The organism is [Bacillus] caldolyticus (genome assembly GCF_003595605.1).
Taxonomy (GTDB): domain Bacteria; phylum Bacillota; class Bacilli; order Bacillales; family Anoxybacillaceae; genus Geobacillus; species Geobacillus thermoleovorans.
Window position 1 is genome coordinate 2,307,957 of sequence record NZ_CP025074.1, and the last position, 24,274, is coordinate 2,332,230.

Genomic DNA, 24,274 nt, shown 5'->3' on the forward strand with positions numbered 1-24,274 from the left:
GCCGCCCCTGTTGCTGAAAAACGATCTGCATGTTTTCCGTCGGATGCCAAAAACGCCATTTTGCCCCGCCATTGTCGACGAAGATTTCGCCTTTTTCGCTGGATTGTATCTATAGAGTGCGCCAAAAAATGCAAAAATCGCGATTTTACGACCCAAAACGAGATTCGTTATCATAAAGGTGCGGTGGAGGAAAGGGGGGATGCGCCAACACATGATCAACCAAGTCGTGTTGGTCGGCCGGTTGACGAAAGATCCCGAGCTTCGCTACACGGCCGAAGGGGCTGCCGTCGCGACTGTCACACTGGCGGTGGCCAGAAATTTCCGCAACGCGGAAGGGGGGATTGACGCCGATTTCGTTCCATGCGTTTTATGGCGGAAAACGGCGGAACATACCGCCAATTATTGCCGAAAAGGTTCGATGGTGGCGGTGACGGGGAGAATCCAAACGCGCCGCTACGATAAAAAAGACGGTCAACGCGTCTATGTCACCGAAGTCGTCGCGGAGTCCGTCCAATTTCTCCACTCCGGCAAGAAACCAGAATGGCCGGAGCACGTATAGTCGTTTCCCCATACATGCCTTTCAAAGCGAATCCCCAAGAGAAAGAACGTGTCCCCAAACACTCCCCAACGGATGGCGCTAGCACGTTGTTGTTAGCGCTTTTTTCAGCGTGCGGGGGGAGCTACATGAGCTCGGAGCACTCTTTTACGATTGTCATGATCATCGTTTCGACATGTTTTCGCTTTTTATCCGGCAGCTTCGCGAGCGTGTACACTGCTTCGCTCATCTCTTGGTTATGAAGCAAGTAGTCCAACGCCGCCAGCACTGTTTCGTGCACGTCCGCCGTTCCGTACATGTCCGTCACTTCGCGCAACAGCTCGCGCTGGCGCGTTTCGCCGCCAAGCAAAAAATCGGCGCTGACGTCAAACAACTGGCAGAGCTTCTCAAGCGACTGCACATCGGGAAGCAAACTGCCGTTTTCCCATTTGCTGATTTGCGAACGCGATACATTCAGTTGCTCGGCCAGCTCTTCCTGTGTCCAGCGCCGTTCTTTTCGCAATCGTTTGAGCGTTTCCCCAAGGTTTGTCATCGTTTGTCACCACGCTTTTCATCATTACTCTTTAAAGATAGAAAAGCGCGGAGGTAATGGTTGTTCCTTTTTGGACCATTTATTTCTTCGTTTCCAAATTAGAACATATTTGTCGATTATTCTGTCGTTCGGCCTCTTTTTTGCCCAGGAAACACATAGTACAATTAGTTAAAAATAGGAAATTTATAAGCAAAAAGAGGGGGTCAAGGTGAATATCTATCTTGCCGATTTTGTCATTTGTGAACGAAACGGGCAGAAGCATACGCAAAACATGTACCGTATCTATATTAAGGAAATGAAAAATCCGTTTTCCGTGCGGCTGAAAACGATCGCCCCGGCCAGTTTCACCGATTCGCTGCGCTCGCTGAAAAATGAAGGTGGACGGATGCGTTTTGCATCGGAAGGCGAGGCGCTGTTCCGCACGATCACCTGCTCAAAGGAAGCTCAGCTCTATTTTGTATTTAAATGCACAAGCCAATTGTACATGTTTATCGTCAAGCTCGATCTTCGCCAAAAAAAGTTTACCGTCGCCCTTTATGAGTGGAACGAACCGAGGCAAAAATACATCCCGATCCGTGCAGATGAATGGCTGGCGATGGAAAAACAGCTCATTTATGAAGTGCTGCAGTCGATTTACCTTGTCGATGACCGGCGTGTGTCGCACTTGTTCGCCAATCTGTCGCGTCCGAAACGGGGAACACCCCATTCCGGTTCATGATCTTCTTTCTTCTCCCAATGGAAAAAAGCATTTCCTTTCATGGCTTTCATACGATATACTGAAAATTAGAACATTGCCGCGCCTCATCTTGAACATCCACTCAGGACAAGACGACAACAAACGAAAGGGGCGGCGAAGGGAGAGGACGCATCCGTGAAACCGAATCACGCCTTCTTTGCCGCTGCCATGGTTTCGTCCTTTTTTCTTGCCCCGGATGACAGCCAGGCGGCGGAATGGAAAAAAGGCATGAGTTCCCCTGAAATCACACAAATCCAGCAGCGTTTAAAGGAACAAGGCTTTTTTACATACCCAAAAGCGACCGGCTACTTTGGCGCCATCACCGAAGAAGCCGTCAAGGCATTCCAACGGGCGATGAACTTGCCGGCGACCGGCATCGTCGATGACGCCACCTACGCGAAGCTGAAAAAGCCTGCGTCAAACAACACGCTCGCCATCGGTTCCCGCGGTGCGGCCGTCAGTGATTTGCAGCGCTGGCTGAAACAGCTCGGCTATTTTCGCTATCCGCAAATCACCGGCTACTATGGCGCGGTGACCGCCGATGCGGTGAAGCAGTTTCAACAGGCGAACGGACTTCCCGCCACCGGCCGGGCGGATCGGGCAACGCTTGAGCGGCTGAAGCAAAAAGCAACAAGTCAGCCGGCCACGTCATCTGACGCGCTGACGATCGGTTCGCGCGGCGACGACGTCCGCAAGCTGCAGCAGCAGCTTAAACAACTCGGCTACTTTACGTATTCGGACATCACCGGCTACTATGGGGTGCTGACCGCCGACGCGGTCCGCCGCTTTCAACGCGACAACGGCCTGCCAGTGACCGGCGCGGTCGACAACCAAACCGCCGCCCGCCTCGCGAGCGCAGTAAAAGCGAAAACGACCTCCCCTGCACCGATCGAACGCGAGCGTCAAGCGGTTCGCCTCTCAATCGGCGCGCTCGGCGAAGACGTCAAGCGCATTCAGACGAAGCTCAAAGAGCTCGGCTACTTCTGGACGGCCATCACCGGCTACTACGGCACCGCCACCGCCGATGCCGTCCGCCGTTTCCAACAAGCGGCCCAACTCCCCGCAACCGGCGTCGTGGACGGCGAAACATACGAGCGCCTGATCGGACAAGCCCCTGCGGCGAAGCTGGACGTCATCGAACTCGTCGCCGATGCGGCCGAACTGCTCGGCGTCCCGTACGTTTGGGGCGGCGATGCGCCGGAAGAGGGGTTTGACTGCAGCGGCTTCATTTTCTATCTCTTTCAGCAACAAGGCGTCCCCATCCCGCGCACCGTCGCCTTGATGTGGAGTGCAGGCGCATCGGTTTCCGCCCCGGAAGTCGGCGACATCGTCTTTTTCGCCACGACCACGAGCGGCCCATCGCATGCCGGCATCTATATCGGCAACGGCCAGTTCATCCATAGCGGCGCCTCGACCGGCGTGACGACGAGCCGCCTCGACCAACCGTATTGGAAACAGCGGTACTTGGGGGCGAAGCGGTTATTTTAGCATGCTGGAACGACAACGATGACCAAAATGAGGAGGAAAACGAAGATGAAACATGCATCCCAAATGGCAGCCGCCATCTGCCTCGCCGCCGCCATCGCCCTCGGAGGAAATGGACAAACAGTTGACGCCGCCGTCCAATGGGGGCAAGTCCAATGGAAACAAGGCATGATCGGCAAAGTCGTCATTTTGCGCGACACGCCTCTATACCGCCTGAACGGAGCGGCATGGCAGACCGCCATGACGGTGAAACAAGGGCGCGAGTATCGCGTCTACAGCCAAAAACGGGCAGGCGGCGCCGTCTATTACAGCCTCGGCGGTGGACTGTATGCCAAACAAGGGGACGCCATCCAATACGTGCCGTTCACAAAAGACGAACTTCTCGCCCTTGTCGCCCGCTCATTGAAAGGGCAATACATTCTTCAGGCAGGAAATGAATCCGTTCCGTTCGTCATTGAGCGGCAAAAAGGAAATCGTCTGTTCGGCTGGTACTTATACGGCCAAAATATGTCATTGCCGCTTGAAGGCCGCATCGACGGCGCAACGGTGACGCTCTCCATTTTCTTCAACGACAACGCCGAAGCGATCGCCGACTCGATCTCTTACTTAAAAGCGTACAACGTGCCGAAGGAAGAGATCGAAAAAATCGCCGAACAGCTCGCCAACAGCGGCGATTACGCAATGCAGCTGCAATTTTCCATCACGAACAGCCCGGAACAATTCGCAGGACAGTTCCGCTTTCTCGATTTGTACTTGAATGACCGCTATGACGTCGTCAAAATGACGCTTGGCCAACCGATGGACGTCACGGTGAAGAAAAACGATTGATGTTTTTGCGCAAAATGTTTGCCAACCAAAACCATCAAACTGCCAAAATATCGTTCTAAATTTCTGTTACAGGCATATTCATATCAATGTCGCCATCGATGGCAATAATTTCAAAGGCATATTCTCTAAAAAATTTGTATTTAGGACTAGAATTTAGAAGAAAAATGTATTATTATAGGAGACGTGGAGCATTGAGGAATTATGCTCAAGTGCTAGCAACAGATGCTAGGCTTTCTAATCAGCCCAGCATCTAGCCGTCAAGGATGATATTGGTTGATGTTAGCACCTTTTAGGCAATGAATCTACTAAACGGAAACGTTTAGTACCCATTGCTCTAAAGTTTCATAAAAACGAAGGGGGATTTTGGGCTTTATGGACAAAAAGAAAGCAGTCAAACTCGCCACAGCCAGCGCTGTAGCAGCGAGCGCTTTCGTCGCAGCCAACCCGCATGCTTCCCAAGCAGCCACGGACGTTGCGACGGTCGTCAGCCAAGCGAAAGCGCAAATGAAGCAAGCGTACTATACGTACAGCCACACGGTAACGGAAACGGGCCAATTCCCGGACATTAACGATGTATACGCCGCCTACAACAAAGCAAAACAAGCGTATGCGAACGCTGTCGCCGTTGTGAACAAAGCCGGCGGCGCGAAAAAAGACGCGTATTTGGCTGACTTGCAAGCTACATACGAAACGTATGTATTCAAAGCCAATCCGAAATCGGGCGAAGCGCGCGTGGCTACGTACATCGACGCTTACAACTATGCGACAAAATTAGACGCGATGCGTCAAGAACTCAAAGCAGCCGTCGATGCGAAAGATCTGAAAAAAGCAGAAGAGCTCTACCACAAAATTTCGTACGAGCTCAAAACGCGCACGGTCATCCTCGATCGCGTATACGGCCAAACGACGCGCGAACTCCTCCGTTCGACGTTCAAAGCCGATGCTCAAGCATTGCGCGACAGCTTGATCTACGACATCACCGTTGCCATGAAAGCTCGTGAAGCGCAAGACGCCGTCAAAGCCGGCAACTTGGACAAAGCGAAAGCTGCGCTTGACCAAGTCAACCAATACGTATCGAAAGTAACCGATGCGTTCAAAGCTGAACTGCAAAAAGCAGCACAAGACGCCAATGCGGCGTATGAAGCGGCATTGACGCCGAAGGTTGAGAGTGTAAGTGCGATTAACCTTAAACAAGTTAAAATTACATTCAACAAAGATGTGGATGTAACAACTGCTGAAACTGTCGGTAACTATACATTCCCAAGTGCAAGCGGTTTAACAGTAACTAGTGCAAAAGCGAACGGCAAAGAAGTTATCCTAACACTGACTAATAGCGCTGCTCAGCAACAAACTGCCGATTTAACAATTGAAAATGTAAAAACTGTAAATGGTGAATTGATCGGAAAAACTACTAAATCGGTTAAATTCTTGGACGTAACAGCTCCGACTGTTGCTAGTGTTGAAGCAATTGGACCGAAGACGTTGAAGGTAAAATTCTCTGAAATCCTTTCAACTGTTCCAACCTTCACATTGGATGATGGAACAATTGCTATTGTAAACGTAGCATTTACTCCAGGTTCTGACGAGGCAGTATTAACTCTTGGCACTCAACCAGCTTCGGGTACCCATAAATTAAAAGTAAAAGATGGTGCGGACTACGCTGGTTTCAAAGTTGAGGAAGTAGTTAAAGAATTTACTTTTGCGACAGACGCTACAGCTCCAACTGTAACAGTTAAATCTGCGTCTCCTAAGAAAATTGTTCTTGAATTCAATGAAGATGTAACAAATGTTATGGATGCAAACGTTGAATTCTATCACACTTACAAAGGTGTTGCTGCATATAAAGCAACAAAAACTTTAAATGGTAGAGAGCTCACTTTAGATTTCGCCAACCCGCTTCCAGAAGGTCCGTTCAAATTATTCTTAAGCTATGTTGATGAGAAAGGCGCTCAAATTGCTGACCTCTGGGGCAACAAAGTGCCTGCTCAAACGATTACAGGCAATGTAACTGTAGATACAGTGGCTCCAACAGTGACAAAAGTTGAGGCTGTTTCGAATACCCAAATTAAAGTAACATTCAGTGAAGAAGTAACTGGTGGAGATGTATTAGGCAACTATACACTTAAAGACGCAGCAGGTAATACAGTGAATCTAACTTCTGTCAGCACAACTGATAACAAAACGTTCACAATTACTACACCGACGTTAAACGGCGGTTCTTACACATTAACAATCAAGAACGTAAAAGATAAGTCTATTAACGAAAATAAACTTGCTGATTACACTACAACAGTAAGTGTTAAAGACGTTGTGCCTCCGACAGTTTCTGACTTAGATAACAACAATACAAATGGTACTCAAGCGCAACTATTATCTGCTAAGAAGGTTAAGATTGTATTCAGCGAAGTAATGGACAAAGCTTCTATCGAAAACAAACTTAACTACTTGTTTGGCGGTGCAGCATTAGACAGCAAAGTTACTGTAACAGCAGTAGATGGAAATAAAGCTGTAATCCTTGACTTTACCGACGCAACACAAGATCCAGCAGGAAAGACACTTCAAGTATTGCGTGTTCTTGATGCTGCTGGTAATCCAATCGCTGCAGCTTCTACGGATGTTCAAGTGCCGTCGACAGTTTCTGCTCCATTATTTGATAAAGCAGAAGCAACGGGTAAAAATACAATTAAACTTTATTTCAAAGAAATCATTACAGGCGCGCAAGCAGATGACTTCGAAGTTAGTGTTGATGGCGGTAGCACTTGGGCTCAAGCTGGCGGACTTTCCAATGAAGTAGTAGATGGCAAGTCTGTCATTACCTTGACTACTACTAATAGCGTCAACATCCCAACAAATGTTCAGAATGTAAAAGTAAGAACAGCAACTTCCAATGTTGACGCTAAGAACAGCTTCGGTGCAGCCGTAAATTTGGGCACTAGCGGTGTAACAGTTGCTGATAAATATGCACCAGAAATGACAGCTGCTGTAGCGAAAGATTTAGACGGAGACAATTTTGTTGACACCTTTGAGGTGACATTCAGCGAAAATCTGTATGTGCCGTCTGTAAATGATTCAGACTTCTCGATTGAAGGTTATACTGTTAAATCAGTATCTGTAAACGGCAATGTGGTGACTATCACAGTCCAAGAGAAAACAACGAATGATTTAGCAGCAACTCCGAAAGTGGCTTTAGTGGGTCCAGTTGAAGATGCAGCTCGTAATGTGAAAGCTTCTCAAGATGGCATTACTGCAACAGCAGCTGATGCTGCTACAGTTGCTACAGCAAAAGCCAACTTAAATTTGACTGTAACAAATCCAACAGGTGCTACTTCAACAATTACATTGCCGTCTACTCAAGATGGAGCTACAGTAACTTGGGCAATTACGTCTGGTGGAGGAACAATCTCTAATGGAACGTACACTACACCAGCACGTACATCTTCTGCACAAACTGTAGTATTAACTGCAACAATCACTAAAGGTGCATCGACTGCAACTCAAACATTTACAGTTACAGTTGGCGATAATACTGATGCTAATTCAGATGGAGTATTTGATAATGCTACAACTGTAGTTAAAAACTAATTTAGGGATGGATTGGGGTGTACCTATCACGCCCTGAAGTATGTCGTACAGGTATCGAAGGGACTGACCCAAAAGTCCGCCAAAAAGCGGACTTTTGGAGTTAGTCCTCCTTTGTTTTTTACATATTTGGTTAAACAGAAGAAGATTTAACTCATATTTCGCAACCTTTGCATAATATACAAAAAATAACCAAAATATTCGCATAAAAATAAATTTTTATACAAATATTGTAAAATAACTAATTTTTATTCACTCAAATCAGGCTTATTTTGAATTTTTATTCAGGGTGCGAAATGTGAGATTTAACCTCTCTTCATCCTGTTATTTATGCGACTAGGGGCGCTGTTGCTTGTCCCTAGCGGCTTTTTTGAGAAGATGGTGGGCAACACAAAGCAGCCCTATTAGATGGAAACTTTTGGAGGATTCGCAGGACAAAGCGATGAAACCTGCGATTTTGCTTGATTTGTCCAAACACACTCTCAATGTCGGTTTTGCGTTGGCGGGCTTTCTATTTTTGTTCATGATCGACCGGGCTCCATTGCGTTGTACGTCCTACTTGGAAGTCGTGCAGGCCGAACGGTGTTTTTTGCAAGCAAAAAGTGCAGAGAAGTGCAAGAAAAAAATACATAGGCTTGCCAGTCCAAGACTTAGGATTCCAGACCGAGGGAAGAGAACGGCTGGATGGGGCCGAGAGGGCGTTTCGCAGGCGGTAGTTCTCTCCCGTAAAGGCCAGGATGTGGGCGTGATGAACCAAGCGATCGACCAGAGCAGCTGTCAAGCGGTTGTCGTCCCCAAACATCCGATTCCACTGTCCAAATTCCAGATTCGACGTCACGATGACGCTGTTTCGCTCATAACAGTCGGCGATCATATGCAACCTCACATTTCGCACCCTAACAAGGTCAAAACAAAGGATTTTTTATTTAGTTTTTCAGAATAACTTTTTGACCAACACAACGAGCGATGGCAATCTTTTTTTTACCATCGCTGGTCGTTCCGTATGACGTTACACGTAAATGCTCTCATCCAGCCCCAACCCCTGCAGAATCCTTCGCTGTTCAGGGGTAAGTGAGCGATCCAGTGAGCGTTGGATGCGTCCATCCGGCAGCTCCAGCAGGACGACGTTCACATATGGAAACAGCTGAAAAATCGCCTGTCCCGTCGGTCGGGTCAGCTTGCGGCCTCCGGCGCCCTTTAATGGGCATTCTGGTGTGATGAACGAACGCACCCGGCGCTAAAGGACGCGGTAAATAGCCAAAGCTAACAGAAACAAATAGCCCAATACCGCGACCCGTTCCGGTTTTTTGACGTAAATCTCATCCGTGAAAAACGGATCTTTCAAAAAAGCGAAGTTCATTTCCACCGAGATCTGCCCTTTATACAGCTTCAAGATCTCTTTTGCATCCATTTGTTGACCCTTCCATTGTTTAGTGCAAAATAAAAATACACAGTTCTGCAACGTAAAGTGCAGAGCGTAAGGCAAAGAAAAAAGGCTTGCCAGTTCCTAACCTTTCCTCTACTGTGGAAGTTGTGAACGCATAACCAAACAGTGGAGGATGGAGAGGATGCTGACAATGCCTGAAGTTAATCGTAGCAAAAAATTGCGTGAAAAGAAAGGAGACGAAAAGATGAAGGTGCTCGAGTACCGCTTTGCCATTGCACCCATTTTTCATTTCATCGCAAACAAATCGATGGAAGCAGGCTTGCATTTATGTGATGGCCATGCAAAGCAAACCGTGCAGTTGTTTATGAATGATGCCGCTTCTGAGAAAGGGAAGAAGCGCATCGGGGCTATACAATATGAAGGATCCAACGATTACACAGCGAAAGAGCCCTGCATTGTCAGTTGGAGGTTCGAACGAGCGTTGCTTCCCGATGGCCTCAAACAAGATTTGGAGGCCATCACGGCGTTTCGCAGAGATCAAAACGAAGGGACGGCCATCAATCCAAACGCCCAGTCGATTGCCTTTAAATTTGAAGCGTTGACGGATGCCGCCAAAGAAACGATTGAGGCGATTACCGCCGTTCTTCAGAAGCACGCAAAGAGTTGAAGCGGTTATGTGTGTGTCATTTTTCGATGGATGGGACGGTGTGGCTAAGGCGGAGGTTGAAGAGGGAAACGGGGGATTAGGAATGGCGCATGTATTTCAAATCAAAACAAAACCGCATGGGTTTCAGCGGTACGACGAATTCATTCGCGATCAGGTCATTGGGATTGGCTGGCCGCTGATCGGCAATTTAGACGGCATAAGCAAAGATGAACTGAGAGAGCGATTGCGCAACGTGTACCATTATTCGGGGGCGAAGCTTGGCAACGCTCTTGGCGCAATCTGGGCGTTTGTCCATACGATGGAACAAGGGGATATCGTGTTGGTTCGCAATGGAGCGTGGCTCAGCATCGGGATCATTGGCCCCTATCGCTATGTGAAACATCTCGACAATGATATCGATGGGTTTTGCCATCAACGGTCGGTTGAGTGGAAGGTCATGAATGAAAACGTTCGCTTGTATAAGAAAGTGCATGAAACATTGCGGCATCCGGGAGTGGTGACAAAAAGCAAATATACTGTACACGAACTTCAACTAGGGATTTAACGGTGAAGCAGGAATGTTTGAGATATATATGAAATGGTTCAAAGGTCGAAAATAGTCATTTCGTCTCACTTCCTCGCGAAGAAAATCATGGTACAATGATGATGAAAGGTACAGCTAAGGAAACTTAGCGTCACAAAGCTACAGGGGCTAAGGGGAAACCTATGCCAGCCAGCTGCCATTACCAAAAAATAAAGGAGGAATTGGTAATGTTGAAGAAAGGATGGCCGATTTTGGTGGCGTCGATGCTCGTCGCCTCTCCGGCGTGGGCGGCCGCCAAACCTGCGGGCAAAGCGCATGAGCGCGAAACGATGGTGAAGAAAGTGGAAGTCGTCGTCAAGAAGAAGACGGAACAAAAGGAAACAGAGGCGAAGAAAAAACAGGAATCGTCCAAGCAACAAAAATGGCTTGCGCAAAAGTTGGCGCAGTTACATAAAAAAGTAGGCCAAATTGAAGAGCGGCTAGACAAAGTGACCGCTCGCATTCAAGCATTGAGCGAAGCGGAATCGGCAACGGACACGCAAACGACGCCTGCTGATTCGTTGCCAACGGGCGAGCCGTCTGCTTCTCAACCGACAGAAGTCACAGCGGCAACTGACGCTCCGAGTGGACAAGCCATAGCGGCCAATGACGCTGCCGCTCCAGCTTCCAGCGGGCAAACGGTAACGGAGGCGCCGTCTCCGAATTCTCCACAACCTGTTGGTGAAGACCAAGAGGAACTCGATGAAGAAAAACAAGAGCAAATTGATGGCCTCATCGGCCAGCTCATCGCGCTGTCCAACCAGCTGCGGGCGGTGACGAATGAAATTCGCGCCCTTGAAAAGAAAGTCGGCGCCAACAACGCAGACATTCAGAAGTTAAAAGAAAAAGTCAAGGCGTTGAACGACCAAGTGCAAGCGAACAAAAAGGCGTTGCTCAATTTGCTATAGAAATGAGGAAGGGCGCCAGTGGAGGGCGCTCTTCGTTGTGTGTACGCCCGGCATGGGTGCGACGCTATAGGGTGAAAGTCCCGAACGGGGGCTGGCGAGCGCCTACCGTTAGCTGAAAGCAAGGGTGTCCACCGCGAGGTGGAATCTGAAGGAAGCTGGAAGCAAACACTCGACCTGAGGTACACGAACCCAATGGGAGGCCGTCACAGTCGGACGAGTCTGCACAACAAGACGAAGTCCTAAGCCGCCAAGGGCTGTGGAGGTAGATTGGGCAGGTGCATGAGTGGAAAGTGTCCATCCTTATCCGGGGAGGCCTGTACGGAACGCCTTCTGACGATGGCAACCAGAAGTGCTGAACGTACAGGAGTCAGCAGAGGCCATAGTACTGGAGTAAGGGACGCCTGAAACAGGAAGGGCCGAACGTCAACTCAGGGATGAATCAGACTCTTTCGAGATGTTGCGTGTCGAAGCAGAATTCCTTTCGGAACTCATCTGAGGAAGCAAGGGTGAAGCCCAGAGGGCCTCAGGTCGAGGGCTGAGCGCAACCCGGCAAGACCTGAATCTCATCCCGCGGAAGGAGAAGATCACGATGGCTTTGTTGGAACGCATCTTAGCGAGAGACAACCTCATCACGGCGCTCAAACGGGTCGAAGCGAACCAAGGAGCACCGGGAATCGACGGAGTATCAACCGATCAACTCCGTGATTACATCCGCGCTCACTGGAGCACAATCCGCGCCCAACTCTTGGCGGGAACTTACCGGCCGGCGCCTGTCCGCAGGGTCGAAATCCCGAAACCGGGCGGCGGCACACGGCAGCTAGGCATTCCCACCGTGGTGGACCGGCTGATCCAACAAGCCATTCTTCAAGAACTCACACCCATTTTCGATCCAGACTTCTCCCCTTCCAGCTTCGGATTCCGTCCGGGCCGCAACGCCCACGATGCCGTGCGGCAAGCGCAAGGCTACATCCAGGAAGGGTATCGGTACGTGGTCGACATGGACCTGGAAAAGTTCTTTGATCGGGTCAACCATGACATCCTGATGAGCCGGGTAGCCCGAAAAGTCAGGGATAAACGTGTGCTGAAACTGATCCGTGCCTACCTGCAAGCCGGCGTTATGATCGAAGGGGTGAAGGTGCAGACCGAGGAGGGGACGCCGCAAGGCGGCCCCCTCAGCCCCCTGTTGGCGAACATCCTTCTCGACGATTTAGACAAGGAATTGGAGAAGCGAGGATTGAAATTCTGCCGTTACGCAGATGACTGCAACATCTATGTGAAAAGTCTGCGGGCAGGACAACGGGTAAAACAAAGCATTCAACGGTTCTTGGAGAAAACGCTCAAACTCAAAGTAAACGAGGAGAAAAGTGCGGTGGACCGCCCGTGGAAACGGGCCTTTCTAGGGTTTCGCTTCACACCGGAACGAAAAGCGCGAATCCGGCTCGCCCCAAGGTCGATTCAACGTCTAAAACAGCGGATCCGACAGCTGACCAACCCAAACTGGAGCATATCGATGCCAGAACGAATTCATCGCGTCAATCAATACGTCATAGGATGGATTGGGTATTTTCGGCTCATCGAAACCCCGTCTGTCCTTCAGAACATCGAGGGATGGATTCGGAGGAGGCTTCGACTTTGTCAATGGCTTCAATGGAAACGGGTCAGAACCAGAATCCGTGAGTTAAGAGCGCTGGGGTTGAAGGAAACAGCGGTGATGGAGATCGCCAATACCCGAAAAGGAGCTTGGAGAACAACGAAAACGCCGCAACTCCACCAGGCCCTGGGCAAGACATACTGGACCACTCAGGGGCTCAAGAGTTTGACGCAACGATATTTCGAACTCCGTCAAGGTTGACGAACCGCCTAGTGCGGACCCGCATGCTAGGTGGTGTGAGGGGACGGGGGTTAGCTGCCCCCTCCTACTCGATTGCAATGGTGACCTTCTATTTTTGCTTGGGTTGCTTCTTTTCCTGCTCTTTTAGAAAAGACATTCCTTCAAGGCATATTCTCTCTGCGAATAATGGATTATTTGAACAGCTTTTCTGCTTCCTTATCTACTCCTCTTTTTGTATATTCAAAGACGAGTGACCAGTATAGAGCAACTTTTGCTGTGGACCACATTTTTTCATTTTTGATAGTATATAATACGTCCCTAATTTTAAACGGAATGAAGAGTATTTGTTCCATTTCCCATTTCCCTGGGATTCCTCTGCTGCGTTGTTTCATAATTTCTTCGGCTTTTTCTTTACAGTGCGCAATGCCGATGATATTCCATTGATAGTATTGTTCATCTACACCGAACCCAAGAAATTTTATATTTTCCCTAGGGATGACAACGCCTAGCTCCTCTTCTGCGCCACGTACAGCAGTATTAAATAGGTCCGGCCCTTGTCCTACCGCTTTACGGTCGTGGGAAGGATGGATTGCTTCGACAACGCTAATATCCAACTCGTTTGGCCGCACCCCGCTTTCAGGCGATCGTTTGGTTAAAATGACGTAATTGTCTGAAGTAATGACAGTGATGGCTACGCCAACGCCGTTTGCTAGCGCTGGGATTGGTTGCCTAACTGTGTTTCCGGCCAAGTATTTCTCTCGGATTGTATAACCGGAAGGAAGTTGTTTATCTAGATTCATATTTAACGCTTTAAATGTATAATAATCTGAAGGAACGAACGAAAAAATGACTTTCATATCCTCATTCACTTTTGTTCGTAGAATTGAATATTTTTCGAGAGAGAGCAAAGGTCCATTCCAACTGTAGCTTTCCCCCCGTTGTTTCTTTGCATCTTCCGCTTTTTCTATTTCTCTCCTCAAAATTTTTAAATCACTGGGAAGCTCAACTGCATGGTTGTTTACTCTTGTTTCAATATTTTCAGGAGAGTAGGTCATAACGCCATCTCCGTCACAAACAATAAACGAAGTAGTTTCATTCCCAATGGTAAAATATGAGGGATCTTTAATAGTTTTTGGCTTTGCAAGGAGGCGCTTCATGTATTTGACAAATTTCCCCCAAGCCTCCTTTAGAGGGTCTCCTAAAATGACCCCGATGATCACACCGAGAACAGCATTGATGATGTCCCGCAACATTGCATACTCCCCTTGCAAATAAAAGCTCCAAGTTTTTATTTAATCATAACATTGATGAACGATGCGTGTCACTCCTTTAATGTCGGCTGTCATTCCTTCTTTTTCTATCTTCCAACGGTTTTTTGATGTGTTCTGCTAATGTTGAGCTGTCAATCGCTCGTCGGACGGCGGTTTCAATGATAATATACAGCATGAATGTAAAAAAGAAGATTGAAAAGATCAACCATCCCCAAGAATAGGACATTGTGCTTTCCTCTATCTCTTTCGATATTGTCTGTTTATTTCCTCTATTCTCTTTCGATATTGTCTGTTTATTTCCTCTATTTTTCTGTGAAAATAATGAATCCATGAGCGGTTATTTTCATGCTTGGGTGGCGAGTAAAAGCTTACTCATGGATGTTTTTTGTTTGTTTTTTCTATCAAAATTTTGTTGCTTTTATGGTAATATGTATAGAGATGACAATGATTTGATCTGAGTGAGGGGGATGGACATTGAAAAAACGGAAGAAATACGCGGCGGCGAGCGTGGTGTTGGCGTTGGGGCTGCTTGCTCCGGCTGTGTTGCCGACCGCAGCGGGCGCGGAAGACCGAGATGTCGTCAAGCTGCGCATTTTAGAGACGACGGACGTACATATGAATCTCGTCAACTACGATTATTTCAAAGATAGTCCGACGAATGAGTTTGGGTTGTCGAAGACGGCGCGTTTGATCGAGCAGGCGCGCGCTGAGCAGCCGAATACGCTTCTGTTTGACAACGGGGATTTGATTCAAGGAACGCCGCTTGGCGACTATGTGGCGAAAGTGAAGCCGCTGCAAGACGGCGAAGTGCATCCAGCGGTGAAACTGTTGCATTTGTTGAAGTACGATGCGGCGACGGTTGGGAACCATGAGTTCAACTATGGCTTGGATTTCCTCAATGAAGTGTATGACGATGCCAAGCTGCCGATCGTGAATGCGAACGTGTACCGTGACGATCATGACCAAAAACCGGATAACGATGTCAACTATTTCACGCCGTATCAAATTTTAGCGAAAGAAGTCGTTGATGAAGACGGGGAGAAGCATACGCTGAAGATCGGCGTCATCGGCTTTGTGCCGCCGCAAATTATGGATTGGGACAAAGCGAATTTGCAAGGGAAAGTGATTGCGAAAGACATTGTGCAGTCGGCGCAAAAGTATATTCCAAAAATGAAAGCGGAAGGGGCCGATTTGATCGTTGTGCTATCGCACTCGGGCATTGAGACCGGCGGAAACAGCCCGAATATGGAAAACGCATCGTATTATTTGACGCAAATTCCGGGGGTCGACGCCGTGTTGGCCGGCCACCAGCATAAAAAATTCCCGGCCCTTCCAGGCACGACACCAGATTTTCCAGACGGAAACGGAATCAACAATGAAACCGGCACGATCAACGGTGTTCCGGTGACGATGCCGGGTTCATGGGGCGATACGCTCGGCGTGATCGACTTGACGGTCGAGCAAATCGACGGAAAATGGAAAGTGACGCAAGCGAAAGCCCAACTCCGTCCAGTGTATGACAAGGCGACGAAAACGCCGCTTGTCGACAGCGACCTGGACGTGGAGCAGGCGATCCAAGCGGAACATGAAGCGACGATTCAGTACGTCCGCAGCCCGGTTGGAAAAACAACGAGCCCGATCAACAGCTATTTTGCGCTTATCAAAGACGATCCGTCCGTGCAAATCGTCACGAATGCGCAAAAATGGTATGTCGAAAAGATGTTGAAAGGGACGAAATATGAAGGCCTTCCGGTGCTGTCGGCCGGCGCTCCGTTCAAAGCCGGCGGACGCGGCGGGGCGAGCTATTATACCGACATCCCGGCAGGGGAAATCGCCATTAAAAACGTCGCCGATTTGTACTTGTATCCGAACACGGTGTATGCGTTGAAAATTACGGGAGCCGAGTTGAAAGAATGGCTTGAGTGGTCGGCGGGGCAATTCAACCAAATCGACCCGAACAAGACAGACGTTCAGCCGCTTGTGAACAACGACTTCCCGACGTACAACTTCGACATTATTGATGGAGTGACGTACGAGATCGATGTGACCGAGCCGGCGAAATACGACAAAAACCAAAATGTGATCAATCCGAACGCGAATCGGATTAAAAACTTGAAATTCGAAGGCAAGCCAGTGACGCCGAACATGGAATTTATCGTCGCAACGAACAACTATCGGGCGACGACAAACCGGATCATCAATCCGGGCGGGAAAAACACGATTTTGGCTGCGCCGGATGAAAACCGGCAAGTGATCATCGACTATATTCGGGAAAACGGAACGATCAACCCGTCAGCGGATGGCAACTGGCGGTTTGCGCCAGTGAAAGGGAAAGCGCCGGTGACCGTCACGTTTGAATCGTCGCCGGAAGCGCAAAAATACTTGCCGCAAGACGGCAGCATCCGCTATGTCACCGCCTTGCCGAGCGGATTTGCCCAATATGAATTTGCCTTGCCGCTTTGGAAGGAAGAAAAGCCCAACCCGCCAAAGCAGCCGGAGAAGCCAACCACTCCTCCAGGCCAAGTGAAAAAAGTGTACTGGGATGGCGTGGAGCTGAAAAAAGGGCAAATCGGCCGCTTGACGGTGCAAAAGCCGATCAATCTATGGAAACGGACGAAGGATGGGCGCCTTGTGTTCGTCCGCATCTTACAGCCTGGGGAAGTGTACCGCGTCTACGGGTATGATGCGCGCTTCGGCGGGCAGTACGCGGTCGGCGGCGGGTATTACGTAACAGACATTGACACGCACATCCGCTACGAAACGCCGTCAAAGGAGAAGTTGAAGCAAGCAAATGGATGGTAACATCAAACACGGCCTTGTGCCGCCATTCATGGCGGGCAAGGCCGTGTTTTTTGTCTCAATGATAGAGCGGAATATCTTTACAACGCGATCGCAGGCATCAAGGCCATGCCACCAACCGTGGTTCGGTCCAACGGACGAATTCACCAGTCCACGGTCGGGTTGTGATCGGCCGAGCGATGGTAGAAACGGTCGTTTTTCTAGGAACCCAAACCGAAACCGAACCGCCATTGACTTTGAATTCCCCCCATCCATCACTGTTGATGGTGACGGTGTCACTCCGGTTGCCGGTAAGGTCATAGAACACTTTTCCAGCGTGTTGTTTGCCAACGTACATCCATTTGCTTCCTCCCGGCCCATCGGTGATCAGTGCGGCCAGCCCGGATCCTGGTTTTTCAGTGCCCCCTTCCCTTGTCCACCCGATGATGTCGGAGTGATCAAGATAATCATGTTGCGTTCCGTAAGCATAATCCCTGCGCGCGATGAGGAGCGGATCGATTTTGCTTTTCAGCGAAGGAATGTTATATTGTGGAATGCCATAATAGTCACCATAAAAGACGCACGGGTATCCTTCCTGCCGAGTTAGAATAAAGGCGTAAGCCAACGGTTTGAACCATGGGTCGACCCATGACTGCAGCGCTTGGCCGGGTTCGGTGTCATGATTATCAACGAAGGTGACGGCCAATGTCGGTTGATCTTTCATGAGAGTATTGGTCATTAACGTGCGCATATCAAATGCGCCCCCTGATTTGGAAGCGGTATAAAATTTGTTGTGTAACGGGGCATCAAACAAAGACATCGTTCCGTCTGTTTTCGTAATGTAATTGTGCAACTTGTTGATGTCATAGCTCCAATATTCCCCGACGGTAAATAGCGGCTTGCCAGTCTGAGAACGCACATACGACAACCAATCAGGAAAAAAACTGAACTTAATATGCTTGACGGCATCAAGCCGGAACCCATCAATGTTCGTTGTGTTGACATACCATTTCCCCCAGTTTTTCAGCTCGGTCACGACTTCGGGATGATCCATATCAAGGTCGGCATACATTAAGTAGTCATAGTTTCCGTTTTCCGTGTCTACTTCCCAATCCCACGCTTTGCCGATGCCGCGGAATTTGTAAATGCGGCTCAATTTTCGGCTTTCGTCCCAATCAACGCCGTCAAAATGGTACCAGCGCCACTTAAAGCTGGAGTAGGTGTTGCCCCGCCCGGGAAAATCAAATTTCGTCCATGCTTGGATTTGATAGGTGCCCGAGATTTCTTGGTTGCGGTCGGACGGATTGACTTCGACGGCGTCCACCCATTCCGTGCCGTCAGCGCCGCCTTTATGGTCGAACACGACATCGGCGTACACTTGCATTCCAGCGGCGTGGGCGGCTTGAATGGCTTGAAGATATTGAGCTTTTGTTCCGTATTTTGTGCGGACGGTCCCTTTTTGATTGAATTCGCCGAGGTCATACAAGTCGTATACTCCGTACCCTACGTCGCTGCGGCTTGTTCCTTTGTAAGCGGGCGGCAGCCAAAGAGCGGTGATGCCAAGGCTGGATAAGTTGTTGGCTTCATTGGCCACTTTGGTCCATAACGTGCCATCATCCGGCAAGTACCATTCAAAATACTGCATCATGGTGCCGTTAAACGGTGCGGCAGCCTTGGCGGGCTGTCCTGTTGGGCAGAACAGCGAGACAGTGAGCAAAAACGCGAGCAGGAACATCCATCCTTTTCGAATGATGCGGTGAAACGTTAGCACAATGCCCTTCCCCCTTAATCAAATGTTACATTCGACGGTTTGGCTTCCAAAAAATTAAGGGAAACGATTGCATAAAAAGAGTAAAAAGGGAGCAAACCCTCGAACGTTTACGTCTATTATAATTTTTATTTGTAATCGTTTTCAATATCGAATTTAAACAATTTTGAGTTTGACATGAATCGAAAATAGAACAACGGAACGATTCGTTTTTCAACATGGGGAAAATATAGTTGAAATATTCTGTTTATTCGTATAAGATAAAGATTGATGAAATCGTTTGCATCAACCATTTTGTGCAAACGATTGCACAAAGAATATAAAAAGGAAAGGAGAGAAGGAAGTTGGCCAAACAAAGGAGAAGGGAGCGGGGGATGATCAAGAGGGCAAGGAGAATGCTATCATTGGTTTTGGCATCGGTGTTGTTGCTGGCATTGACTCCTTTCCAGGCGGTTGCCGCTGCGAACGAGGCAGGAAGTTCTAGCGCTCTAGGGAATGGAGCGCATCGGTGGACGGCCGAATCCACGGCCTCGCAACCACGGACGATCACGCTAGTCGGCAATTTGCAAGATGAGTTGGGCCATACGGCGGAATGGGATCCGGGGGCATTGGCGACGAGGATGCATGATGAAGGGAATGGGCTTTATACATTCACCGGGACGCTGCCAGCCGGGACCTATGAGTACAAAATTGCGGTCAACGGCAGCTGGGATGAAAATTACGGCGCCGGCGGCCGCAATGGCGCAAATCTGGTGTTGAAGCTGGATCGGCAAACCGAGGTGACGTTTTATTACAATGACCGGACGCATGCGATCGCGGATTCGACATGGTATACGGCGATTGCGAAGGAGAAACAGCCGCGTCTTGTCGGGACGGTGCTGCCGGCCATCGGCTATGAGGGGGAGAGCAACGGATGGACTCCGGGGACATCGACGGCGCTGTTGACCGATGATGATTTTGACTCGGTGTACACGTTTACGGCGCAGGTGCCGAAAGGATCGTATGAATATAAAATTGTCCTCGGAAACAATTGGAATGAGAGCTACCCACAAGAGAATGCACGCTTAAATGTTTTGGAAACGACGATCATTACATTCTTCTTCAATGCGAAAACAAAAGAGGTGTACACCGACTACAACCCCAATGGCTCTGACGGTGTTGTTCAGAAAGACCGATTAAAACACAATACATGGGATACGCTGTACCGCCAGCCGTTTGGTGCGGTGAAAGCGGGAACGAAGGTGACGCTTCGTCTGGCGGCGAAAAAAGGCGATTTGACGAAGGCGGATGTGTATGTGAAAAATGCGACGACCGGAACCGCCAAAGTCTACACGATGGAAAAAGTCGGCGTGCTCGGGGATGATGAATATTGGGAGGCTGCGTTTACCCCTTCTGCGCCGGGGGTATACGGTTATAAATTTATCGCTGTCGATGCCGGGATGAAGGCGGAATATGGTGAAGATACGAAAGAAGGACAATGGGGGAGGGCGGTCGACAAAAATGCGGGGCTGTTTCAGCTGACCGTCTATGATCCGAATTACAAAACACCAGATTGGATGAAAGAAGCGGTTGTGTATCAAATTTTCCCGGATCGGTTCTTTAATGGCAACCCTTCAAATGATAACAGCAAGCAGCAGGCACGCGGGGCGCAACCGATTGAGCATCGCGATTGGTCGGATTTGCCCGATAATCCGCGCCTGAAAGGGACGAGCGGCTACGATGGCGACGGTGAATGGTCGAATGACTTTTTCGGCGGAGACATCGCCGGAATTGAACAAAAGTTGGATTATTTGCAGTCGCTTGGAGTGAACACGATTTACTTAAATCCGATCGCCAATGCGCCATCGAACCATAAATATGATGCGAGCAATTACAAAGAATTGGATCCGATGTTCGGTTCCCCGGAAGAATTCCAATCGTTTGTGCAGGCGCTTGCGAACCGGGGGATGCATCTCATCTTAGACGGGGTGTTCAACCACGTATCCGACGATTCGATTTACTTTGACCGCTACCACCGCTATCCGACCGTCGGTGCGTATGAATATTGGGAAGCGGTTTACGATTTGATGAATGAAAAAGGATTGAGCGAGGAAGAAGCGCGGAAACAAGTGGAAGAGAAGTTCAAACAAGAGGGACAGACGTTCAGCCCGTATGGGTTTCACCTTTGGTTCAATATTGAAAACAAAAAAGTCGATGGCCATTATCAATACCAATCATGGTGGGGCTATGACAGTCTGCCGGAGTTTAAGTCGGTGACGGGGGAAAAAGTGCCGAATCCGAGTGAATTGAACAACGATGCGCTCGCGAATTACATTTTCCGTGAATCGGATTCGGTGGCGAAAAGCTGGATTGCCCTCGGCGCCTCCGGCTGGCGGTTGGATGTGGCCAATGAGGTGGATCCGGCGTTTTGGCGCGAGTTTCGCCAAGAATTGCTTCAAGGGTCGTACGGTCGTGGTCCGACGTTAAAAGAGGGGGAGCAGCCGCTCATTTTAGGGGAAATTTGGGATGACGCATCGAAATATTTTCTAGGCGACCAGTACGATTCCGTGATGAACTACCGGTTCCGCGGGGCGGTGCTTGACTTTTTGAAAAACGGAAATGCAGAAGAGGCGGACAAGCGACTGACGGCCATAAGGGAAGACTACCCAAGTGAAGCGTTTTATGCGCTGATGAACTTAATCGGTTCGCATGACACGGCGCGGGCGGTCTTTCTGCTTGGGAACGGAACGGATTCATCCGAGCGGGCGGAGCTTGATCCGAATTATAATGAGGAACTTGGGAAAAAGCGGCTCAAGCTGGCGGTGATTTTGCAGATGGGATACCCGGGAGCGCCGACGATTTATTACGGCGATGAAGCGGGAGTAACAGGCTCAAGAGACCCAGACAACCGCCGCACGTATCCGTGGGGCAAAGAAGATCAAAATCTGTTGTCCCATTATCAGAAAGTGGGGCACATTCGCCAGCACCATCAATCGTTGTTGGCCCATGGCGACATCAAGACGGTGTATGCGCAAGGGGATGTATACGTATTTGCCCGCCAATACGGGCGTGAAGTGGCGCTCATTGCCGTCAACCGCGGCAATGAGGACAAGACGGTGGCGCTTGACGTCGCTTCGTTGCTTCCGAACGGCACCGTGCTTACGGATGAGTTGCATGATGGCGGGGAAGCTACGGTCGCTGGCGGAACGTTGACGGTCACGATTCCGGCCCTGGATGGACGGATGATGTTTGGGACGGTGACGGCGGAAATGCCGGCAGCAGTCAGCAATTTGCAGGCGAGCGCTTCGGATGGCTGCGTGACGTTAACGTGGGAAGGAAATGCGTCGAGATACCGAATTTACGAGTCCACGTTAAAAGGTGCCAGTTATACGATGGTGCAAGAGACGGAAACAACTTCGGCCACGATCGGTTCGTTGACGAACGGAACAGCCTATTACTTTGCCGTTGCGGCGGTCGATGAAAACGGGAATGAATCACCGAAGGTCGAAACGAATCGCGTCGTTCCTCATTACCCGCTGACGAGCGACAATGTCCAGTTCGTGACAACGTTAAGCGATGCCACACTGGATTTGTCAAAGCCGCAGCAAGTGGATGTCCATGTCAACATCGACAATGTGACAAGCAAAGGAGCAGCTGATGGGTTGCAAGCGGTGTTGCAAGTGAAAGGCCCGCATGACGAAACATGGAAAGAATACAGAGCGGCTTACCAAGGACAAGACGGCGACGCCAACGTGTTCCGAGCTGCCTTCACTCCGCTCGCCGCAGGGACGTATACGTATCGTTATGCGCTGACGACCAACCTCGGCGAGGAGTGGGTGTATACAGAAGAGAAGCAAGTGACGTTTGCGGCAGACAACAGCGACCAAATAGCGCCAGCAGACGCCATCGAGCTGCGGCAGCCTGCGGTTGAATCGGGACAAGTGAATTTATCATGGACGTTTGTTGGGAAAAAAGATGGGGATGCTTATTTGTTAGCCATCGAGCGCAACGGTGATATCGTGCATACAACCACTTCGATCGGCGATTCATTTACAGACTACGATGTCGAAAACGGCACCGAGTACACGTATGTTGTCAAGTTGTATGACCGCGCCGGCAATGTTGTGGCGTCAAACACGGTCAAGGTGACGCCGGACATTGTGATGGTGAAAGTGATTTTTAAAGTGAGGGCGCCGGATTACACACCGTTGGATGCCCGAATTACGATTCCGAACAGCTTGAACGGCTGGAACACAGGGGCCTGGGAGATGTCGCGCAACGGTGCGGTGACGCCCGATTGGCAATTTACCGTCGAGGTGCAGGAAGGGGAAACGATCACCTATAAGTATGTGAAAGGCGGATCGTGGGATCAAGAGGGGTTGGCCGACCATACGCGTGAGGACGACAACGATGATGACGTGAGCTACTACGGCTATGGGACGATTGGCACCGACTTGAAAGTGACGGTCCACAATGAAGGAAACAATACGATGATTGTGCAAGACCGCATTTTGCGCTGGATCGATATGCCGGTCGTCATCGAAGAGGTGCAAAAACAAGGAAGTCAAGTGACGATCAAGGGCAATGCCATTAAAAACGGTGTTTTGACGATCAATGGCGAGCGGGTGCCGATTGATGGCCGGATGGCATTCTCGTACACGTTTGCGCCGGCCAGCCATCAAAAAGAAGTGTTGATCCATATCGAACCATCGGCCGAAAGCAAAACAGCCATTTTCAACAACGACGGCGGAGCGATTGCGAAAAACACAAAAGATTACGTGCTGAATTTAGAAACGAAGCAATTGCGCGAAGGGAAGTTGACAACGCCGCCAAGCAACGGCGATTCTCCAGGAAGCGGTTGGCCGGGCAGCGAAACGCCGTCCCATGACGGAGGGACAACACCAGGCAACGGCACCTCTCCGGGCAACGGTGGTCCATCGGATGGCACATCCCCTGGGGGGAGCGTTCCGCCGGGCGGCACAGCTCCGCCGGGAAACGGAGAACCTCCATCAGCACCGCCGCAAAAACCGTCTCCATCGAAACCAAAAGAGAAACCGAGAAAGCCAACCACTCCTCCAGGCCAAGTGAAAAAAGTGTACTGGGATGGCGTGGAGCTGAAAAAAGGGCAAATCGGCCGCTTGACGGTGCAAAAGCCGATCAATCTATGGAAACGGACGAAGGATGGGCGCCTTGTGTTCGTCCGCATCTTACAGCCTGGGGAAGTGTACCGCGTCTACGGGTATGATGCGCGCTTCGGCGGGCAGTACGCGGTCGGCGGCGGGTATTACGTAACAGACATTGACACGCACATCCGCTATGAAACGCCGTCAAAGGAGAAGTTGAAGTTGGTGAATGGGGAGTAAGCAAGAAAGCAAGGCTGTCCGAATGAATGGGGCAGCCTCGCTTT

Annotated in this window: 14 protein-coding genes, 2 pseudogenes and 1 riboswitch; of the genes and pseudogenes, 11 read left to right on the top strand and 5 right to left on the bottom strand. The window is 49.7% G+C overall.

The genetic code is table 11. From position 1 onward, the window contains the following. Window positions 1-199: 199 nt before the first annotated feature. A complete protein-coding gene (gene ssb / locus CWI35_RS11980; protein WP_011232661.1) occupies window positions 200-559 on the top strand; it encodes a single-stranded DNA-binding protein in 360 nt (119 codons plus the stop codon). A gap of 121 nt (window positions 560-680) precedes the next feature. Here the strand turns inward: ssb and CWI35_RS11985 are convergent, their stop codons facing one another. Further along, window positions 681-1,088 carry a helix-turn-helix domain-containing protein gene (locus CWI35_RS11985; RefSeq protein ID WP_063193357.1) on the bottom strand — a complete coding sequence of 136 codons (408 nt, stop codon included), beginning with the start codon at window positions 1,086-1,088 and terminating at the stop codon, window positions 681-683. Window positions 1,089-1,296: 208 nt separating this feature from the next. On the opposite strand from CWI35_RS11985, the gene CWI35_RS11990 reads away from it, so the two are divergent. The 4 genes from CWI35_RS11990 (at window position 1,297) to CWI35_RS12005 (ending at window position 7,719) form a co-directional block, all read left to right on the top strand. Further along, complete coding sequence (locus tag CWI35_RS11990) at window positions 1,297-1,806, top strand: hypothetical protein (RefSeq protein WP_119877797.1); 510 nt, start codon at window positions 1,297-1,299, stop codon at window positions 1,804-1,806. 153 nt (window positions 1,807-1,959) lie between these two features. Beyond that, entirely contained in the window at window positions 1,960-3,312 is a 1,353-nt protein-coding gene (locus CWI35_RS11995; RefSeq protein ID WP_119877798.1) for a C40 family peptidase, read from the top strand. Between the two features lie 45 nt (window positions 3,313-3,357). After that, on the top strand, window positions 3,358-4,137 hold the full coding sequence (locus tag CWI35_RS12000; RefSeq protein WP_011232657.1) for a hypothetical protein: 780 nt from the start codon (window positions 3,358-3,360) through the stop codon (window positions 4,135-4,137). A gap of 372 nt (window positions 4,138-4,509) precedes the next feature. Further along, the gene (locus CWI35_RS12005) at window positions 4,510-7,719 is read left to right on the top strand and encodes an immunoglobulin-like domain-containing protein (RefSeq protein WP_119877799.1); all 3,210 of its coding nucleotides are present in this window, start codon (window positions 4,510-4,512) and stop codon (window positions 7,717-7,719) included. 673 nt (window positions 7,720-8,392) lie between these two features. Here CWI35_RS12005 and CWI35_RS12010 read toward each other — a convergent pair. Both CWI35_RS12010 and CWI35_RS12015 read right to left on the bottom strand, forming a co-directional pair. Then, window positions 8,393-8,593, bottom strand: a pseudogene (locus CWI35_RS12010) (ATP-binding protein); the annotation flags it as partial. A gap of 132 nt (window positions 8,594-8,725) precedes the next feature. Next, window positions 8,726-9,148 (bottom strand): annotated as a pseudogene (locus tag CWI35_RS12015) (IS1634 family transposase); the annotation flags it as partial. A gap of 127 nt (window positions 9,149-9,275) precedes the next feature. Here CWI35_RS12015 and CWI35_RS12020 point away from each other — a divergent pair. The 4 genes from CWI35_RS12020 (at window position 9,276) to ltrA (ending at window position 13,092) form a co-directional block, all read left to right on the top strand. Further along, window positions 9,276-9,770 carry a hypothetical protein gene (locus CWI35_RS12020; RefSeq protein WP_236620416.1) on the top strand — a complete coding sequence of 165 codons (495 nt, stop codon included), beginning with the start codon at window positions 9,276-9,278 and terminating at the stop codon, window positions 9,768-9,770. Between the two features lie 82 nt (window positions 9,771-9,852). After that, window positions 9,853-10,314, top strand: a complete 462-nt coding sequence (locus CWI35_RS12025) for a hypothetical protein (protein WP_119877800.1) — start codon at window positions 9,853-9,855, stop codon at window positions 10,312-10,314. Window positions 10,315-10,411: 97 nt separating this feature from the next. Beyond that, window positions 10,412-10,494: riboswitch (cyclic di-GMP riboswitch) on the top strand. 26 nt (window positions 10,495-10,520) lie between these two features. Further along, complete coding sequence (locus CWI35_RS12030) at window positions 10,521-11,240, top strand: hypothetical protein (RefSeq protein WP_023633615.1); 720 nt, start codon at window positions 10,521-10,523, stop codon at window positions 11,238-11,240. A gap of 589 nt (window positions 11,241-11,829) precedes the next feature. Continuing rightward, complete coding sequence (gene ltrA, locus CWI35_RS12040; RefSeq protein WP_119877802.1) at window positions 11,830-13,092, top strand: group II intron reverse transcriptase/maturase; 1,263 nt, start codon at window positions 11,830-11,832, stop codon at window positions 13,090-13,092. A 170-nt stretch (window positions 13,093-13,262) separates the two neighbouring features. Here ltrA and CWI35_RS12045 read toward each other — a convergent pair whose 3' ends face one another. Further along, window positions 13,263-14,324 carry an NUDIX hydrolase gene (locus CWI35_RS12045; protein ID WP_021321947.1) on the bottom strand — a complete coding sequence of 354 codons (1,062 nt, stop codon included), beginning with the start codon at window positions 14,322-14,324 and terminating at the stop codon, window positions 13,263-13,265. Between the two features lie 492 nt (window positions 14,325-14,816). On the opposite strand from CWI35_RS12045, the gene CWI35_RS12050 reads away from it, so the two are divergent. Continuing rightward, entirely contained in the window at window positions 14,817-17,144 is a 2,328-nt protein-coding gene (locus tag CWI35_RS12050) for a bifunctional 2',3'-cyclic-nucleotide 2'-phosphodiesterase/3'-nucleotidase (RefSeq protein WP_119877803.1), read from the top strand. A 97-nt stretch (window positions 17,145-17,241) separates the two neighbouring features. Here CWI35_RS12050 and amyS read toward each other — a convergent pair whose 3' ends face one another. Further along, window positions 17,242-18,855 carry an alpha-amylase gene (gene amyS / locus CWI35_RS12055; RefSeq protein WP_050582898.1) on the bottom strand — a complete coding sequence of 538 codons (1,614 nt, stop codon included), beginning with the start codon at window positions 18,853-18,855 and terminating at the stop codon, window positions 17,242-17,244. Window positions 18,856-19,283: 428 nt separating this feature from the next. Between amyS and CWI35_RS12060 the strand changes: the two genes are divergently transcribed. Then, the gene (locus CWI35_RS12060) at window positions 19,284-24,230 is read left to right on the top strand and encodes a pullulanase X25 domain-containing protein (RefSeq protein ID WP_223812547.1); all 4,947 of its coding nucleotides are present in this window, start codon (window positions 19,284-19,286) and stop codon (window positions 24,228-24,230) included. The last annotated feature ends 44 nt before the right edge of the window (window positions 24,231-24,274 follow it).

Coding starts and splice junctions, on each gene's coding strand:
- ssb (WP_011232661.1), top strand. CDS start 200: ATGCGCCAACACATGATCAACCAAGTCGTGTTGGTCGGCCGGTTGACG.
- CWI35_RS11985 (WP_063193357.1), bottom strand. CDS start 1,088: ATGACAAACCTTGGGGAAACGCTCAAACGATTGCGAAAAGAACGGCGC.
- CWI35_RS12000 (WP_011232657.1), top strand. CDS start 3,358: ATGAAACATGCATCCCAAATGGCAGCCGCCATCTGCCTCGCCGCCGCC.
- CWI35_RS12005 (WP_119877799.1), top strand. CDS start 4,510: ATGGACAAAAAGAAAGCAGTCAAACTCGCCACAGCCAGCGCTGTAGCA.
- CWI35_RS12020 (WP_236620416.1), top strand. CDS start 9,276: ATGGAGAGGATGCTGACAATGCCTGAAGTTAATCGTAGCAAAAAATTG.
- CWI35_RS12025 (WP_119877800.1), top strand. CDS start 9,853: ATGGCGCATGTATTTCAAATCAAAACAAAACCGCATGGGTTTCAGCGG.
- CWI35_RS12030 (WP_023633615.1), top strand. CDS start 10,521: ATGTTGAAGAAAGGATGGCCGATTTTGGTGGCGTCGATGCTCGTCGCC.
- ltrA (WP_119877802.1), top strand. CDS start 11,830: ATGGCTTTGTTGGAACGCATCTTAGCGAGAGACAACCTCATCACGGCG.
- CWI35_RS12045 (WP_021321947.1), bottom strand. CDS start 14,324: ATGTTGCGGGACATCATCAATGCTGTTCTCGGTGTGATCATCGGGGTC.
- amyS (WP_050582898.1), bottom strand. CDS start 18,855: ATGTTCCTGCTCGCGTTTTTGCTCACTGTCTCGCTGTTCTGCCCAACA.
- CWI35_RS12060 (WP_223812547.1), top strand. CDS start 19,284: ATGCTATCATTGGTTTTGGCATCGGTGTTGTTGCTGGCATTGACTCCT.